The 16,992-nt window shown below is 58.6% G+C and carries 17 protein-coding genes and 1 pseudogene; 9 read left to right on the plus strand and 9 right to left on the minus strand.

The window, feature by feature from the left end:
* Positions 1–43 precede the first annotated feature (43 nt).
* Positions 44–922 carry an MliC family protein gene (locus BSF40_RS17875; protein ID WP_256589551.1) on the plus strand — a complete coding sequence of 293 codons (879 nt, stop codon included), beginning with the start codon at positions 44–46 and terminating at the stop codon, positions 920–922.
* 66 nt (positions 923–988) lie between these two features.
* Here the strand turns inward: BSF40_RS17875 and BSF40_RS17880 are convergent, their stop codons facing one another.
* The 5 genes from BSF40_RS17880 to BSF40_RS17900 form a co-directional block, all read right to left on the minus strand.
* Positions 989–1,171 carry a DUF1289 domain-containing protein gene (locus BSF40_RS17880; protein WP_015095164.1) on the minus strand — a complete coding sequence of 61 codons (183 nt, stop codon included), beginning with the start codon at positions 1,169–1,171 and terminating at the stop codon, positions 989–991.
* Between the two features lie 2 nt (positions 1,172–1,173).
* Positions 1,174–1,545 (minus strand): hypothetical protein, encoded by a 372-nt coding sequence (locus BSF40_RS17885; protein WP_095966074.1) that lies wholly within the window; start codon positions 1,543–1,545, stop codon positions 1,174–1,176.
* Positions 1,546–1,584: 39 nt separating this feature from the next.
* Positions 1,585–2,532 (minus strand): CDF family Co(II)/Ni(II) efflux transporter DmeF, encoded by a 948-nt coding sequence (gene dmeF / locus BSF40_RS17890; protein WP_095966075.1) that lies wholly within the window; start codon positions 2,530–2,532, stop codon positions 1,585–1,587.
* A 19-nt stretch (positions 2,533–2,551) separates the two neighbouring features.
* Complete coding sequence (locus tag BSF40_RS17895; RefSeq protein ID WP_007974809.1) at positions 2,552–2,827, minus strand: metal/formaldehyde-sensitive transcriptional repressor; 276 nt, start codon at positions 2,825–2,827, stop codon at positions 2,552–2,554.
* 208 nt (positions 2,828–3,035) lie between these two features.
* A complete protein-coding gene (locus tag BSF40_RS17900) occupies positions 3,036–4,082 on the minus strand; it encodes an ornithine cyclodeaminase (RefSeq protein WP_095966076.1) in 1,047 nt (348 codons plus the stop codon).
* 576 nt (positions 4,083–4,658) lie between these two features.
* Between BSF40_RS17900 and BSF40_RS17905 the strand changes: the two genes are divergently transcribed.
* From BSF40_RS17905 to ctlX, 7 genes and pseudogenes are all read left to right on the plus strand, one after another.
* Complete coding sequence (locus BSF40_RS17905; protein WP_095966216.1) at positions 4,659–5,438, plus strand: transporter substrate-binding domain-containing protein; 780 nt, start codon at positions 4,659–4,661, stop codon at positions 5,436–5,438.
* Between the two features lie 59 nt (positions 5,439–5,497).
* The gene (locus tag BSF40_RS17910) at positions 5,498–6,223 is read left to right on the plus strand and encodes an ABC transporter permease (protein ID WP_095966077.1); all 726 of its coding nucleotides are present in this window, start codon (positions 5,498–5,500) and stop codon (positions 6,221–6,223) included.
* Positions 6,220–6,930, plus strand: coding sequence for an ABC transporter permease (locus BSF40_RS17915; protein ID WP_095966078.1), 711 nt, complete (start codon positions 6,220–6,222; stop codon positions 6,928–6,930). The genes BSF40_RS17910 and BSF40_RS17915 overlap by 4 nt, the downstream gene beginning before the upstream one ends.
* A gap of 56 nt (positions 6,931–6,986) precedes the next feature.
* Positions 6,987–7,748 (plus strand): ABC transporter ATP-binding protein, encoded by a 762-nt coding sequence (locus BSF40_RS17920; RefSeq protein ID WP_007986657.1) that lies wholly within the window; start codon positions 6,987–6,989, stop codon positions 7,746–7,748.
* 12 nt (positions 7,749–7,760) lie between these two features.
* Complete coding sequence (locus tag BSF40_RS17925; protein WP_007974731.1) at positions 7,761–8,240, plus strand: Lrp/AsnC family transcriptional regulator; 480 nt, start codon at positions 7,761–7,763, stop codon at positions 8,238–8,240.
* A 213-nt stretch (positions 8,241–8,453) separates the two neighbouring features.
* A pseudogene (locus tag BSF40_RS17930) lies at positions 8,454–8,588 on the plus strand (Lrp/AsnC ligand binding domain-containing protein); the annotation flags it as partial.
* Positions 8,589–8,841: 253 nt separating this feature from the next.
* On the plus strand, positions 8,842–9,780 hold the full coding sequence (gene ctlX, locus BSF40_RS17935) for a citrulline utilization hydrolase CtlX (protein ID WP_095966079.1): 939 nt from the start codon (positions 8,842–8,844) through the stop codon (positions 9,778–9,780).
* 178 nt (positions 9,781–9,958) lie between these two features.
* Here the strand turns inward: ctlX and BSF40_RS17940 are convergent, their stop codons facing one another.
* Positions 9,959–11,617: an arylsulfatase gene (locus tag BSF40_RS17940; protein WP_095966080.1), complete on the minus strand. Its 1,659-nt coding sequence runs from the start codon at positions 11,615–11,617 to the stop codon at positions 9,959–9,961.
* A 224-nt stretch (positions 11,618–11,841) separates the two neighbouring features.
* Entirely contained in the window at positions 11,842–12,921 is a 1,080-nt protein-coding gene (locus BSF40_RS17945) for an HAD family phosphatase (protein WP_095966081.1), read from the minus strand.
* 265 nt (positions 12,922–13,186) lie between these two features.
* Between BSF40_RS17945 and BSF40_RS17950 the strand changes: the two genes are divergently transcribed.
* Positions 13,187–13,633, plus strand: coding sequence for a hypothetical protein (locus BSF40_RS17950; RefSeq protein WP_095966082.1), 447 nt, complete (start codon positions 13,187–13,189; stop codon positions 13,631–13,633).
* 88 nt (positions 13,634–13,721) lie between these two features.
* On the opposite strand, the gene menE is transcribed toward BSF40_RS17950, so the two are convergent.
* Together menE and BSF40_RS17960 are read right to left on the minus strand one after the other, a co-directional pair.
* Positions 13,722–15,224, minus strand: a complete 1,503-nt coding sequence (gene menE, locus BSF40_RS17955; protein WP_095966083.1) for an o-succinylbenzoate--CoA ligase — start codon at positions 15,222–15,224, stop codon at positions 13,722–13,724.
* 32 nt (positions 15,225–15,256) lie between these two features.
* Positions 15,257–16,921 (minus strand): isovaleryl-CoA dehydrogenase, encoded by a 1,665-nt coding sequence (locus tag BSF40_RS17960; RefSeq protein WP_095966084.1) that lies wholly within the window; start codon positions 16,919–16,921, stop codon positions 15,257–15,259.
* Between the last annotated feature and the right edge of the window lie 71 nt (positions 16,922–16,992).

Below are 16,992 nucleotides of genomic sequence, written 5' to 3' on the forward strand. Positions count from 1 at the left end.
GAGAAACTCGCAAAGAAGCGCTCGCTGACGGAGTAACCGGCCTATGCCGTTGTTTGACGACTGCCCGGATCAAAAAGGACTGCACATGACCCAGTATCTTGCCTTGTTTCTTGTTGGCGCCACGGGATTTGCCCAGGCGCAAACCCTATGCTCCGACGCTTGGTACCAAGCGATCGACAAGCGACTGCAAACGGCCGATGCGCAAGGGCACGGGCCGGATATGGGCTCCGACGAATGGAAATCGGTGATCGAGTTCAAGTTAGGAGTTCGCGGTGGGGCAAACGTCCCTGAACGAAGCTCCGAAGAGTGGTGCATGTACATTGATCAGCAGACCAGGGCGATGCGGGCGACCGGGAGCCACGCCGGAAAACCCCTGACGGTCAATGTCACACCTGGCCCTTCTTACGATTGCGCCAAGGTGGAGCCTGGCAGTATCGAAGCGCTGATCTGTGAGGACAAGGACTTGTCCGCACTCGATCGCAAGCTGTCGCAAGTGTATGCCAGTGCGAGTATCAAGGCCGGCAACGAGCATCCTCCCACGCTGAAAGCAGAGCAGCGTGGATGGATCAAGGGGCGCGATGACTGCTGGAAGAGCGATGACGCGGGTGCATGCGTACGCATGGAATATCAGCGTCGCATCGCCGAGTTGCAGGCGCGGTACCGGCTGGTGTCGGGCACAGGGCCTGTTTACTACGAGTGCGACGGCAACCCGGCTAACGAGGTTACGGCCACGTTCTTCAAAACCGATCCGCCGACGCTAATCGCAGAGCGTGGCGATAGCGTATCGCTGATGTACCAGCAGCCAGGCGGCAGTGGCATTAAATACCTTGGGCGCAATGAGACCCTTTGGGAGCATAAGGCCGAGACGATAATCACGTGGGGATACGGTGCGCTCGAGTTACATTGCAAAAGAAAACCTTGAAACGGCGCGCTTGATCAAAGCGCGCATTCAAACTTTGAGATCAACGACACGCAATACGCTTTTTGGTTAACCCAGTGCTTTCCTGAGCCCTTTCAAGCGCACATTCGCCCGTTGCACAGCGGCCATTTTTTCAGGCCGCTTCATGCGTTTCCACTTTCTGATGTCTTCCTTGCTTCGCCCGCAACTCACACACAGATCACCACTGAGTTGGCAAACTGCAATGCAGGGATTTTCGATTTCCTTAGCCATGGTCAGTCACCTTTGACCACCCGTGATTGAGCCAGGCGACTTTTCCAGTCACCAGCGTGAGTGCGTTGGCACTCCTCCTCAGAGTCGAAGCGGACATGGCGGTCTGAAGGGGTCAGGTCGATGTTGGCCTCATTCAACGCGATGGCCGTCAACTCAAAGATGCGCGCCTTCGCGTGAACCTGGGCGAGCTGCCTGTCAGCCAGGGTTTCGAACACCCAGGTGACCTTCAGGGTTTCAGCCAACGCATTCAGGTCAGCGGTGTGGGTGAGCCAGGTAAAGCCTTTGATTTCACCTTTTGCGGTTTCGCACGCTTCGGTGAGCGTGGTGATCAACCGGCGTTCGATCCGCGCCAGTTCACGTTTGCCTGGTGGCATCAGGGGTTCCTTTGGAGACAAGAGGGGGGAGGTGCGGGATCAGGCCGGTCGAAATTCGACCGTCAGGTGGCTGACTTCGTGCACCGGCTTGAGACGTTCACGAATGCTGTCGGCGCTCGTCGTGGCTTCGCCAAGGACGCTGACGATGGCCGCATGGGCTTGCGGTCCGATTCGCCACACGTGCAAGTCCGTGATGGTGGCATCCCCCGGTTTCTCGACCCGATCGCGGATTTCCTCGGCCACGTGCGCATCGGTCTGATCGAGCAGCACACCGGCGGTGGTCCCCATCAAGGTCCAGGCCCAACGCGCGATAACGATGGCGCCGACGATGCCCATGACCGGGTCCAGCCATACCCAGCCCAGATACCGGCCGGCGAGCAGTGCAACAATGGCCAGAACCGAAGTCAGCGCGTCTGCGATGACGTGGACGTAGGCGGATTTCAGGTTGTTGTCGTTGCTGTGATGGGCATGGGCATGGGCATGGGAATGGCCGTGATCCTCATGATCGTGTCCATGACGGTGCCCATGATTGTGATCGTAGCCCAGCAGCAGGGCACTGACGATGTTGACGATCAAACCGGCAATCGCGATGAGCGTCGCAGTGCCGAACTGAACCTGCGTGGGCTGCAAGAGGCGCATGACAGACTCAACGCCAATGCCCAGGGCAACCATACCGAGGATCAGCGCCGAGGCGAACCCGCCCAGGTCTCCAACCTTTCCGGTACCGAAACTGTAGCGCTGGCTGTAGGCATGGCGTTTTGCGTATCCGTAAGCGGCCGCCGCGATGCCCAATGCGCCGGCATGGGTTGCCATGTGAAAACCATCGGCCAGTAGCGCCATCGAGCCCGTGAGGTACCCGGCGGTGATCTCGCCAACCATCATCACAAGGGTCAATGCCACAACCCAAAGCGTACGCCTGGCATTTTTGTCGTGTGCCGGGCCAAGGAACACGTGGTCGTGCCTGTAGTTGATGGAGGGGCTGCTCATGATGTCTACCTGGATGCGTTCACTTGGAGTAACGGCGAATGGCTTCAAGCAACTCTTCCACGCCCTTGTTGCGCTCCGCTTCGCTCAGCGCAGGGTTCGCGACATGCTCGCGCGCGTGGTCCTCGATGATTTCTTCCATCAAGCCGTTGATGGCGCCGCGAGTGGCGGCCACAAGGTGCAGTGTCCTGGCGCAATCAAGATCCGATTCCAATGCGCGCTCAACGGCCTGGATTTGTCCGGCGATGCGTTTTACGCGCTTGAGAAGATCGTCTTTGTTTGCTGCGATATGGCCCATTGGATGGATACCCCCCCCTACCTATGCTTTGCGCATGATAGGCATACCCCCTATACCTATGCAAGGTCGGCCAAAGCCCGGCCGTGGACCGTAATTCTGTTCAGTAAAGCGAGAATGCTCCTACAGAATCAGCATTACGGCCGTGGACCGGACTTTGCGACCGGGCAGGCGTCAGTCTGCCATATGGGTTGCGGCCCATTGAGTGGAATCAAGCCCGAAGTCTTTCATCGGCGGTTGCTGAAGGCTGCAGCAGCGAAAACAGATTCTTGGGATCCTGCAACTCTGGCACCAGCTGAATATCGCTGCCAATGTTGAGCGTTTTTGCAACATCCAGCACATAGCGCAAGGCGGAGTAGTCCTCGATGGCGAAGCCGACCGAGTCGAACAAGGTGACTTCCTCGGCATGCTGGCGACCTGGGGTCTGACCAGTGACGACTTTCCAGAACTCGATCACCGGAGAGTCGGCGGGCATCTGCTGAATTTCCCCTTCAATGCGGCTTTGCGGCTCGTACTCAACCATGACCCGCGCACGCTCCACGATGTCCCGGTGCAATTCGGTCTTGCCGGGGCAGTCGCCGCCCACGGCGTTGAGGTGCATTCCAGGTTCTATCATCTCAGGCGTTAAAATGGTTGCGTAGGCCTTGTCGGCCGTGACCGTGGTCACGATATCGGCACCACGCACCGCTTCTGCGACGGTTTTGGCAACGCTCACCTGTATGGCAGGGTAGGCCCGCAGGTTGGCGACCAGCTTCGCCGTTGCCGCTGGATCGATGTCGTAGAGACAGATTTCAGTAATGCCGAGCAATGTATGGAATGCCAGGGCCTGGAATTCGCTCTGTGAGCCGTTGCCGATCAGTGCCATTCGGCGGCTGTCCGGTCGGGCGAGGTAGCGGGCCGCGAGCGCAGAAGTGGCAGCGGTGCGAATGGCGGTCGTCAGCGTCATTTCACTCAGCAACACAGGCTTGCCGGTATCGACGTCTCCCAGGGCACCAAACGCCATGACCGTCAGCATGCCATTGTGGGTGTTCTTTGGATGTCCATTGACATACTTGAAGGCGTAGAGCGAGGCATCAGACACGGGCATCAGCTCGATGACGCCCTCGGGTGAGTGGTTTGCCAGGCGCGCGCACTTTTCGAAATCCGGCCAGCGTACGTAGTCTTGACGGATGTATTCGGCCATTTCGATCAGGCATTTGGGTAAGCCGTTTTCCCGGACGAGGAGGCTCAGATCATTTACGTCAATGTAACGGGTCATATGGGGTTCCTTTGCGCGTCTTTTAGTGTGCCGGTCTGGACGACCTGTCGCGTTCGCGATGAGGTGGTCCGTTTGGTTGCAACATACTTATTGTCGAGGCAATGGCGAGACGATTTCGGCCAATACCGGCCCTGGATACAGCCAGAGAAGTCGAAAAACAGAGCGCGCACAGCGGAATCGGCCAGGCACCCGCTACTGCTCATCCTTATGCGGATCAGTCAGCCTCAACGGCAATCGCATTGGTTGTAACGCTCCCATCAAGCGGAGAAACAGCCACTTGCAGCAGACGACAGAATCGGCTGTGAAACCCCTTCGTTCAGCACAGGCAGGCTGTTTGAACGGGGGGTTACGACACCAGCACCCTCCCGGCAATTGGCATTCTGGCGGTCCGTTTCAAGCAGTTGTCGTTCACCGCTTGAGATGGCGTGCAACTGCGACGACTGGCTGCTTCCAGTCGATAACAACAACAAAAACGGCTGCGGTGAAGACCGCATCGACTCTCTGCCCCTGTCAAAAAGTGTGGTCCGACGCAGGCGCCGGATCGCGATAAATCCAAATAATCCGGGACTCAAGAACATGAACATCAAATGGCTGACTTTGCCGGCACTCGCGTTGCTGTGCTGCACCACGGGCGCCAGTGCCAAGGAATGGAAGGAGCTGCGATTTGGCGTCAACCCAAGCTACCCACCCTTTGAATCCACCACGGCCGATGGCGGTGTACAGGGGTTCGGCGTGGATCTGGGCAATGCAATATGTGCCGAGCTGAAGCTCACCTGCGTGTGGGTCAGTAATGATTTCGACGGGCTGATTCCGGGGCTCAAGGCCGGCAAGTTCGATGCCATCGAATCTTCTATGACCGTTACCGACGCGCGTAAAAAACAGATCGACTTTACCGATCGCCTGTACGCCGGACCGACCGCCATCGTTACCCGCAAAGACTCCGGACTGCTGCCTACCGCAGAGTCGCTGCGCGGCAAAACCATCGGCTACATGCAGGGCACGATTCAGGAAACCTACGCCAAGGCCAAACTGGCGCCGGGCGGGGTGAAACTGCGGGCCTATCAGAATCAGGATCAGGTCTATGCCGACCTGGTATTTGGCCGTCTCGATGCGTCGATCCAGGACAAGCTGCAAGCGCAGATGAGTTTCCTGACCTCGCCACAAGGGGCTGACTTCCACAACAGTGAAGGCATCAGCGACCCGTTGGTGCCGTCAGAAATCGCCATTGGTGTGCGCAAGGACAACGAAGAGCTCAAAGGCATGCTCAATGCCGCCATCAAGGCCCTGCACGACAAGGGCATCTACGCGCAGATCCAGCAGAAACACTTCGGTGACCTGGACCTCTACAACAACTGATCCTCGCGCCCCGATCGCTGTGTCGCAGCGACCGGGGCGCATCAAGACAGGTGACTGGCGTGAACTCCTTCCTGAATATTCTGGGGCTCGATCTTTCGGCCCTGCAAGGCTATGGCCCTTTGTTGCTGCACGGCACCTGGGTCACCCTCAAACTGTCGGCGCTCGCGCTTGTGGTGAGTATGGCGCTGGGGCTGCTCGGCGCGGCGGCCAAGCTGTCACCGCTGAAGCTGTTGAATCTCCCGGCGACCTTTTACACGACACTGATCCGTGGCGTGCCCGACCTGGTATTGATGCTGCTGATTTTCTACAGCCTGCAAGGCTGGCTCAGCGCCCTGACCGAGGCCATGGGCTGGCCCTACATGGAAATCGACCCATTCGTGGCCGGCATCATCACCTTGGGTTTTATCTACGGTGCGTATTTCACCGAGACCTTTCGCGGGGCGATTCTCAGTGTGCCACGCGGTCAACAGGAAGCCGCGGCGTGTTTCGGCCTGAACCGTTGGCAGCGCTTTCGTTTCGTGGTGTTCCCGCAAATGATGCGTTTCGCCTTGCCGAGCCTCGGCAACAACTGGCTGGTGCTGCTCAAGGCCACGGCACTGGTATCGATCATCGGTTTGTCGGACCTGGTCAAAGTCGCGCAGGAGGCCGGTAAAAGTACGTTCAACATGCTTGATTTCCTGTTGCTGGCCGCTGCGCTTTATCTGCTGATCACCAGCGCGTCGAACTACGTACTGCGTGTGCTGGAACGACGCTACAACCAGGGCGTACGAGGGATGGCGCGATGATCGAGTTGATTGCCGAATACTGGAAACCCTTTTTGTTCAGCGACGGCGAAACCCTTACCGGGTTGGCGATGACCTTGTGGTTGCTGGTGGCGAGTATTGCGATGGGCTTTGTGCTGTCGTTGCCCCTGGCCGTTTTGCGGGTCTCGCGTTGGAGCCTTCTGCGTTGGCCGGTCCAGCTGTTTACCTATGTGTTTCGTGGTACACCGCTGTATATCCAGCTGCTGATCTGCTACAGCGGGATCTACGGTATCGCTGTGGTCCGCTCGCAACCCTTGCTGGAAGCATTCTTTCGCGACGCGATGAATTGCACCTTGCTGGCGTTCACCCTCAACACCTGCGCGTATACGGTGGAAATCTTTGCCGGCGCCATTCGCAGCATTCCCTACGGCGAAATCGAAGCGGCCCATGCCTATGGCTTGAGCGGCTGGCGTCTGTATCTGCAACTGATTCTGCCGTCGGCGTTGCGCCGTGCGCTGCCTTACTACAGCAACGAAGTGATCCTGATGCTGCACGCAACCTCGGTGGCGTTCACCGCGACCATTCCGGACATCCTGAAAGTCGCCCGGGACGCCAACGCCGCGACATTCATGACGTTTCAGGCCTTCGGTATTGCCGGTCTGCTGTACCTCGTGCTGTCGTTCGGGCTGGTCGGTGCGTTCCGCCTGGCTGAGAAACGCTGGCTGAGCTTCCTCGGTCCGGCCCACTGACTTCCATTCTTTATCCAGAGCGGCGCCGACAAGTGTGCCGCTCCAGGAGTATTCGCATGTACAAACTCACCGTTGAAAATCTGTATAAACGTTTTGGTGACAACGAAGTACTCAAGGGCGTCTCGTTAAACGCGCGGGCAGGGGACGTGGTGAGCATGATCGGCGCCAGCGGTTCGGGCAAAAGCACCATGCTGCGCTGCATCAACTTTCTGGAACGGGCAGATGAAGGCGCCATTGCTCTGGATGGCGAGCGAGTCCTCACCCGCCAGGGTGTCGGTGGCATGCGTGTTGCCAATCCAAAACAGTTGCAGCGTTTGCGTACCCGACTGGCGATGGTGTTCCAGCATTTCAACCTGTGGAGTCACCTGACCGTGCTGGAGAACATCGTGCTGGCGCCGTGTCGTGTCCTGGGCATGAGTCGCAAAGCTGCCGAGGAGAGCGCGCGGGCGTATCTGGACAAGGTTGGCTTGCCGCAACGGGTGGCCGATCAGTACCCGGCGTTTCTGTCGGGCGGGCAGCAACAACGGGTGGCGATCGCCCGGGCCCTGGCGGTGGAACCGGAAATCCTGTTGTTCGACGAGCCCACCTCGGCGCTCGACCCGGAACTGGTGGGTGAAGTGCTGAAGGTGATTCAGGCACTGGCCGAAGAAGGCCGGACCATGTTGATGGTGACCCACGAAATGGGCTTTGCCCGGCAGGTCTCCAGCCAGGTGTTGTTCTTGCATCAGGGGCGGGTCGAGGAGCAGGGTGATGCTACGATACTCGACCGGCCAAACAGTGAACGTTTGCAGCAATTTCTATCGGGTCGTTTGAAGTGAGGCAAGGCGTACATGGCGGATATCCGCGATCTGTCGATCGTGCTTGATCGTATCGATCAGGCAATCATTGAAGTGTTGCGTCACGAAGGGCGCATCACCTATCAAAAGCTGTCCGAGCGCGTGCACCTGACCCCCAGGCCTTGTCTGGAACGAGTGCGCAAGCTGGAACAGCTTGGGGTCATTCGCGGCTATGGTGCGATTCTCGACGAGAAGAAACTGACGCCGGGCTTGTCATTGCTGGTGTTGGTGGCGTTGTCGAACCAGAGCGGACGCGCGGCGCAAAAGGCCTTCGAAGCCAAGGTCCGCGCCTGCCCGCAGGTGCTGGAATGTCGCCTGATCAGCGGCGCGTTCGACTACAGCCTGCGCATGCGCTGCCGTGACATGGAGCATTACCGGGTGTTGACCGAAGTCTGGTTCGACGACCCGGATTTGCACATCGACAAACTGGTCAGCCACCCGGAGCTGGCGATGGTCAAGACCACGATGGAATAGGCACCGAACGAAGTACAACCTGTGGGAGCGGGCTTGCTCGCGAAGGCGGTGTGTCAGTCGACATTGATGTTGGATGACACTGCGCCTTCGCGAGCAAGCCCGCTCCCACATTTGATGTGTGGTCCTTGCCGAATCGGCTGAAGGGGTCAGGGTCTTCAGCCGTTTCCATCAGCGCAACAGCCGTTATCAACCGGTTTTTCCCACCTCGAAACGGAATGTCGCCTGATCAGCGGAGCGTTCGACTACAGCCTGCGCATGCGCTGCCGTGACATGGAGCATTACCGGGTGTTGACCGAAGTCTGGTTCGACGACCCGGAGCTGGCGATGGTCAAGACCACGATGGAATAGGTACCGAACGAAGTACAACCTGTGGGAGCGGGCTTGCTCGCGAAGGCGGAGTGTCAGTCGACATTGATGTTGGATGACACTGCGCATTCGCGAGCAAGCCCGCTCCCACATTTGATGTGTGGTCCTTGCCGAATCGGCTGAAGGGGTCAGGGTCTTCAGCCGTTTCCATCAGCGCAACAGCCGTTATCAACCGGTTTTTTCCCACCTCGAAACAGACAATGAGCCTCTCTCGTCCCTCATTGAGTCTGTGCCCATGCAAACCACCAATACGGTTTTAATGATTCGCCCGACACGTTTCTCCTTCAATCAGGACACGGCGGCGAACAACCGCTTCCAGCGTCCGGCAACCGTTGCTGAAGACGTGCAACTCAAGGCCCTTGCCGAGTTCGATGGCTATGTCGACGCGTTGCGTCGGCACGGCGTCGAGGTCCTGGTGCATAACGATCGTGAAGCGCCGCATACCCCGGACTCGATCTTCCCCAACAACTGGTGGAGCAGCCACCCGGATGGCACCCTGGTGCTGTACCCGATGCAGGGCCACAACCGGCGCCTGGAGCGGGACAAGGGTGTACTCGACGAATTGCTGGGCGAATACCGGATCGAGCAGGTGCTGGACCTGTCCCGCCTTGAAGAGCAGGAGGTTTTCCTGGAGGGCACCGGCAGCATGGTCCTGGATCGGCAACAGCGGATCTGTTACGCCGGGTATTCCACGCGCACCCACGCCCGGGCACTGGATCAACTGGTCACCCAACTGGGCTATGAACTCTGTGCGTTCAACGCGGTGGACCGCCAGGGCGTGGCGATTTATCACACTAATGTGATGATGAGCGTGGGCACGCGTCTGGCGGTGGTTTGCCTGTCATCGGTTGCTGATCCCAACGAACGCCAGGCATTGCGTATGCGTCTGGAAGACAGCGGCAAGCAGGTGATCGACCTGGATTGGGCGCAATTGGAATCTTTCGCCGGCAACATGCTGCAAGTGCATAGCGCAGCGGGCGAGCCACTGCTGGTGATGTCGCGCACCGCCTGGCAATCCCTGGACGCCGATCAGCGTCGCTTGATCGAAACTCACACCACGCCGTTGCCGGTGAACATCGACACCATCGAGCGTATCGGTGGTGGCAGCGCGCGCTGCATGCTGGCCGAGGTGTTCCTGCCCAGGCAAATGTCCACCCGGCAACAGGTGCGATGATGGTCCGCCCGGCAATGACCGTCGGGCGCGATGATATGGCGCGTTAGCCGGGGAACGGAGGGGGGCAGTCGGACTCGGTGTAGGCGAGGCCGCCGTGGTCCACGAAAGCTGGAACGTTGGCCGCTTTGTCTCGAACCGTGGCGACCTCTGCCGAGGCCGCCATTTTCAGGTGAATTGATCAGTTACCGTTTGGCAACGACAAGTTGATGCCTTCCTTCTTCAGGGCATCACGCACATATTGGAATTTCTGGTACTGCGACAGCTCGATCGGTCCGTCATAGCCCATGCTTTGCAGTTTGCGTGGCGGGTAATCAATGTACGTTTTCATCAGTTTCATGATAGCTGCCGAGATCGGCACCATCGTCCAGGTACGCTCGGTAAAGTTGTTCATGAAGAGGTCATAGCGTTCCTGCGGGTCTTGCCACAAATCAAACACCTGCGGCACGGTGGCCACATATTTTTGTGCGCCTTTCCATCCCAGGTTCGAGTCCACGGCGAGACCGCCTGTTTGGGCGCCATCGTCGCCGCGCAGGTTGAATACCGCTTTGTAGTTCCCGACACGGGCCGCACCCGGGGACAATTCATTCTCGGTAAAGTAGAACCACTCCTTGCGCGGTGAAGGGGCGCTACCGGTGAGTACTGGCGTCATATCGTAGCTGTCGAAGATGATCGGCTGACCTTCACGGTCTTTCTCGGGCAGCTTGACGCCAGCCACAGAGGCGAACGTCGCCATCAAATCCAGGCCACCGAGAATCTCGTGGTTTTTCGTGTCCGGCTTGATCTTGTCTGGCCAGACGGCAATGGCCGGTACCCGGTTGCCGCCCTCACGCACCGTGCCCTTGGTGCCGCGGAACGGGGTATAGCCGGCGTCCGGATAAACGTCCTGCCAGGCCCCGTTGTCTGTGGTGTAAACGACCAAGGTGTTCTTATCCAGGCCCAGCGCCTTGAGCTTGTCCATGATGCGGCCGATGTGGGTATCGAGTTCGACGACGGAGTCGGCGTATTTGGATTTGGACATGGACTTATGAATAAACTCCGGAGCCGGCATATTCGGCTGGTGGACTTTCATGAAGTTGACGTTGATGAAAAACGGCTTGTCGGATTTGGCCGCTGTGTCGAGAAACTCGAGGGCCGCTTTTTCGACATAGTTATCAAAGAACGGAATGCCGACCACGCCGGGTTTACCATCCACGACGGGCGTGTCCACGTACTGGCCGTTGACCTTGAACTCTTCAACCGGTTTTTCGCCGGCCTTGCCGGACAACGCGCCTTTGGTCACCTTCTGGAACATCTCGCGGGTTTCCGGATCCATGTCGGGGAACCACGTTGGGTCCGCGTAGGTATAGGCATTGAGGTGATACAGGCCGACATACTTCATCACGTCATAACCTTGGGCGTTGGGCAGCGCATAGTCGGCTTCGCCCAAATGCCATTTGCCGGTGAAGTAGGTGTCATAGCCGCCGGTCTTCAACACGGATGCCAGCGTCCATTCGGCGGCTGGCAAACCACCGCCCTGGCCTTGAAACGCCACGGTGGTCATGCCGCTGCGATTGGGGATACGCCCGGTTTGCATGGCCGCCCGGCCAGGCGTGCAACTCGGCTGTGCATAGAAGGAGTAGAAAGTGACACCTTCTGCCGCCAGCTCATCGATCTTGGGCGTTGGCATGCCGCGCCCGATTCCGCCTCCGTACGGCCCCAGATCGCCGTAGCCAGTGTCATCGGACACGATGAACAGGATATTGGTTTTTTCCGTTTGAGCGGCGTGGGCAAGCCCGTTCAATGACAACAATGCAGCAAACACGACAGACAACTTGAAACGATCCGATAGCTTTTCCATGCCAGCAACCTCGTTGTTTCATAATGTTGGCCGGTGATGAGTGCACAACTGCATTGACCCACGTGCTTTGGACCACCGAGCAATTAGCCCAGGTACTGCATACAGATCACGACTACTGTTGTTGCATGACCCTGTAAGGAGTAAGGCGCACGAAGGAGTCTAGTGCGGCTTTTACTGCTCAGCGGGGTATTTGTTCATACGTTACATTCACCTGCTGCGGTGTTTCACTCGAATGCAAATACCTTCTTCCAATCCTTTTTCATGCTGATGACCGTCCAGCCATCTCGCTTGGCCTGGTCATAAAGGGGTTGCGTGAAGGTGCCTACCTTGGTCTCGGGCAATGCTTGAGCCGGGCCATAGGCATATTCGCGCTCGGCGTCGTCGTGCAGCACCAGCATCACCAGCCGCGCGCCTTGGCCGGCCTTGGTGTATTCCAGCATTTGCTTGTCGCCGGTGGAGTTGCCAAAGGCCGCGTTTGGCTGACGGCCCGTCATCAGATAGATGTTCTCTGGCTTGCCGGCATCGTTGTCGTTGAGCACTACTTTGGGTTGTTTGATCAACTGCGGTTTGCCGTTCTTGTCGTAGACATACTCGGTTGCGCCAGCGCTACCGATGACTTGTTCCGCAGGCACGCCATAGATCTCCTCGGAATAGGTGCGAACGAAGTCCTGCCCACCCCCGGTGACAATGTAGGTCTTGTAGCCATTGTCACGCAGGTATTGCATGACTTCCTTCATTGGCTGATACGTCAGTTCGGTGAAAGGACGCTTCCAGCGAGGGTCGCGGGCTTCGGCCAGCCAGGCACGAACTTGCTGCTTGAACTCATCCGTAGGCATGCCACTGAGGGTCACCATGGCGATTTTCAGGTAGTCATCGAGGGTCAGTTTTGCCATGGCGGCGCGGTCGCCCGACAGGACCGTCTTGAAGGGTTCGGCGCTGGCCAACTCCGGCTTTGCCTTGACCACCGCAGGAACGCGGCTCAGGCAATAAAACAGTTGGCTATACGCAGGATGCTCGACCCACAGCGTGCCGTCCTGGTCGAAGGTTGCGATGCGTTCGGCTGGCGAAACGAACTGGCTACCCCCTTCCTGGGTGGTCGCCTTGACGAACTCCACGATGGCTTGTTTGGCCGGCCCGTCATTCCAGGATGCCAAAGGGTCAGCCGCGAACACCGCCGTCGAAGCGATCAGGCTCAGCCCGAGTACGGCGAGGGGCGCGCCATGGCGGCGTTCAACGTGCGAGCAAAGGCGCGTCGCAGTGACTGCGGAGTTCCAGGTACGCTGCACCAGTATCATGAGATTCATGAAGTTCACCTACGGTGGATGGGTTAATCATTGGCGGCTACATGGCTGCTCACTCTGGCAAGGACTACAGCAGTTAGTTGGAAATCCAGTGTAGTGGGTTTGGGAATAATTGCTGTTTCTGCACTCGGATTGAGACATTGCTCAATGCAGGAGCGGCACGGGGTGGGGCAGGTCTGAGAAGTACATTCCCGAAAATGTGCAACATGAGCTGATCAGCTATACACAATATTCCACACGGCACTTCTTCAACCGATCGAGGTTGTCAATGAATTACACCCTCCCACTGACAGCGCTACTGGTCACAGCCAGTCTCTCGGGCTGCACCCGTTCATCCACCCAGTCGGTGACGCTTCCCCTGAAAGCCACCGAGCAGAATGCCGGCCAGATCGCCAATACAACGCTGACCGCCGTGGACAACGAAAGCAACTTCAACTTCTACATCTCTGGCGTCCCGACAGGAACCACTTTGCCGTTGCGCATTTACACGTTCGTCAACAGAGGCAACTGCCAACAGCCAGGTCCGGTTGCTTACGAGATGAACGACAGGATAACCACTCAGCGTACTGCTCAGGCAGGTTGGACGTTTGAGCGTGTTGCCCCGGTCTCTGTGTCGGATCTGTTGTCCGGTCAATATTCCGTTGTCGTGCGCACGACACCTGAGGATGGCAGCGTCGATCTTTTTTGCGGGGATATCGCGCAAGCGGCTCGGTGACCGTTTTAGTTGATCGTTGAGCCAAGCGTCGCCAACGTGATTGCCGCGTACGCAAGTGCCGCTGATGTTCAGCGGCACTTGCTCGGGCTTATGCAAGCAGCTGTCGCTTCAGAACCTTACCCACCGAACTGCGGGGCAGGGTGTCAATCATCTGCACCGACTTCACGCACTTGAAACCGGCCAGACGCAGGCGGCAGGCCTCGATGATCGCGGCCTCACTGGTAGCGCCTGGCGACGCGGCAACGACGAAGGCAACCGGCACCTCGCCCCATCGCTCATCAGGCTGGCCGATGACGGCGACCTCGGCGACACCCGGCAACGAGGCAATCACCGCCTCCAGTTCTGCCGGGTAGATGTTCTCGCCACCGCTGATGATCATGTCCTTCAGGCGATCCACCACGTGGAGAAACCCATGCTCGTCAATGCGGCCGATGTCTCCGGTTCTGTACCAACCTTGGTGAGTAGCTGCCTGGGAGGCTTGCGGATTACGCCAGTAGCCGGAAAACATCATCGGCCCACGACACCAGACTTCGCCGTCCAGGCCAGGGGCCAGTGGCTCCAGGCTGGACGGATCGACGATTCTGACCTCACCAAACATCAGCACCTTGCCGTGGGAGTGGGCGTGGGCGAGGCCCATTTCCTGGGTCCAAAAGGTCACCGCGCCACAAAACTCGGTAATGCCGTACACCTGCTGCACCTTCACGCCGATGGCCAGGCAGTCTTCGATCAGCCTGTAGGGAACTGCCGAAGCGCCGCAGGTCACGGAAATCAGGCTGCTGCTATCGACTTCCTGTTTTTTTGCCAGGGCCAACAATGCCTGAAGCATCACCGGCACAGTCATCAAGCTGGTGATGCGCTCGCGGGCGATCACCTCCCAGACCTGTGTCGGGTCGAAGTCAGGCAGCAGCACCGTGGTGCAACCTTTGAACACGTTGGTCAGCATGGGTGAAAGACCGCCGATATGGAACATCGGGGCGATTAGTAGAAAACGGTGGTCCTGATTCCATTCCAGCGTGGCGCTGTTGCTTTGCGCGGTCCAGATCAACGCTGCGTGGGAGAGCAAGGCACCCTTGGGTTTTCCGGTAGTGCCCGAGGTGTACATGATCACCGCAGGGGCATCACCGCCGCGGCCCAGCAACAGCGGCGCGTCCGGGCTGGTATCGGCAGTGATGCGCTCGTAGGCGCCTGGCGCTTGTTCGGTACCCTTGTTGATCAGGATCAGACCTGGCCGGTCAGCTACCAATTGCCGGACGGTGGGTGCGAACGCGTCCTCGAACAGCAGCGCTGCCGGTTCGCTGTCGGCCAGGATATGGCTCAGCTCGGGCGCCTGAAGGCGCCAGTTGAGTACCACCAAGGTGGCGCCGGCCTTCGCTACGGCAAACAGCGCGCAGGCGAGAAATTCGCTGTTCTTTGAATAGACCGCTACGCGATCGTCTTCGGCCACGCCCTGTGCAACCAGATAATTGGCCAGGCGATTACAGCGTGCGTCGAACTGGGCGAAGGTCCATCTTCCCGTGGGTGAAACCAGCGCTTCCCGGTCTGGCGTCAAGTCAGCGCGCTGTGCCAGCAACCGTCCTAAATGTACGCTCATGGGGTTCTCCTTTTTTATTGTTATGGCCAAATTCAGAGACGGGGCATGGCGCGCTCGATCAAGGTGCTCAGCGGTGCATTGGAATCGAGGCTGCCAAAGGCGAATCCACACTCGTTGCCCAGGCGTGCCCGGCAGAAGATGTCGGCAATCTCGCTATTGCCTGACTTGAGCAGCAGCCCGGCCTGGATTGCCAGCGCGGTGCGCTCCACCACCAGACGGCTTCGGGCCTCAAGGTTGCCAATGTCCTGGAATGCGTTGTGCAGCCACTGCAGGTGGCTGTCATACAGCGGGTGCAGGCCTGCGGCGCTCTGCAGTTCGGCAAACAAGGCCTCACTGACTGCCGGGTCTTTGTGCAACGAACGCAGCACATCCAGGCATTGCACGTTACCACTGCCTTCCCAGATGGAATTCAAAGGTGCCTGGCGGTACAGGCGCGGCAGGATGTTTTCTTCGACAAAGCCAATCCCGCCCAGACATTCCTGGGCCTCGTTGACGAACGCCGGGGTGCGTTTGCAAATCCAGTACTTGCCGATGGCCGTGGCGATACGAGCGAAGGCCGCTTCCTGCGGATCGTTCGGCGAGGCATCCACGGCGCGGGCGATGCGCATCGTGAAGGCCACGGCGGCCTCACTCTCCAGCGCCAGATCGGCCAGCACGTTACGCATCAGCGGTTGTTCGATCAGCACATGGCCGAAGGCATGTCGTTGGCTGACGTGGTTAAGTGCTTGCACCAGGGCCTGGCGCATCAATGCCGAAGAGGCGATCACGCAGTCCAGACGGGTCAGAGCGACCATCTCCAGAATGGTCGCCACCCCGCGACCTTCAGCACCGACCAGATAGGCCGTGGCGCCCTGGAACTCCACTTCGGAGGAGGCATTGCTCCAGTCGCCCAACTTGTCTTTCAGACGCTGGATGCGCACGGCATTGAGCGAGCCATCAGGCAGGATTCGCGGCATCAGAAAACAGCTCACGCGCCCATCGAGCTGGGCAAGTACCAGGTGCGCATCGCACATGGGCGCAGAGAAGAAGAACTTGTGACCGATCAGTTTGAAGCTGCCATCGGCCTGAGGGTGGGCCTGGGTGGTATTGCTGCGTACATCCGAGCCACCCTGTTTTTCGGTCATGCCCATGCCTATGGTGCAGGCGCGTTTTTGCTCGACGGGTAGCGGACGTGGATCGTAGTCCCGGGCGGTCAGTTTGGGTATCCAGATTTTTGCCAGCTCAGGGGTGTTCAACAGCGCCGGAATGGCGGCGTGGGTCATGGTCAACGGGCAGCAGGTGCCTGCATCTGCCTGGCCATTGAGATACAACAAGGCAGCGCGCACCACATGGGCTCCGGGTTGCCCCGAGTGGTTCCACGAAAAACTGTGTACCTCGCCGCGCATCGCGTTGAGCATCAGCTGGTGATAGGCGGGATGGAACTGCACCTCATCAATGCGCCGGCCATAGCGATCGAAGGCATGGAGTACGGGTTTGTTGCGATTGGCCAGCTCGCCCAGCTCCATTTGCTCGCCGCCACTCATGGCGCCATGGGCCGATAACTGCGCCTGTGCCCATTCGCCGCCGTTCACTCGCACCGCCTCGCGCAGTGGGACATCACTGTCCCAGGCGTTGTAAGCTGGCAACGGCTGCGGCTGATTGAAAACTTCGTGGGTTGAAAACGGGGTGTCGAGCTTTGGCTGGATTGCGGCAGACATGAGAGGGTTTCTCCGTGATAGGTCCGGAGAAAATTACACTCAATGTATTTTTTGTGTCAATCACTGTAATT

The sequence above is a fragment of the Pseudomonas sp. ACN5 genome (assembly GCF_002303975.1).
GTDB classification, from domain to species: Bacteria; Pseudomonadota; Gammaproteobacteria; order Pseudomonadales; family Pseudomonadaceae; genus Aquipseudomonas; species Aquipseudomonas laurylsulfatiphila.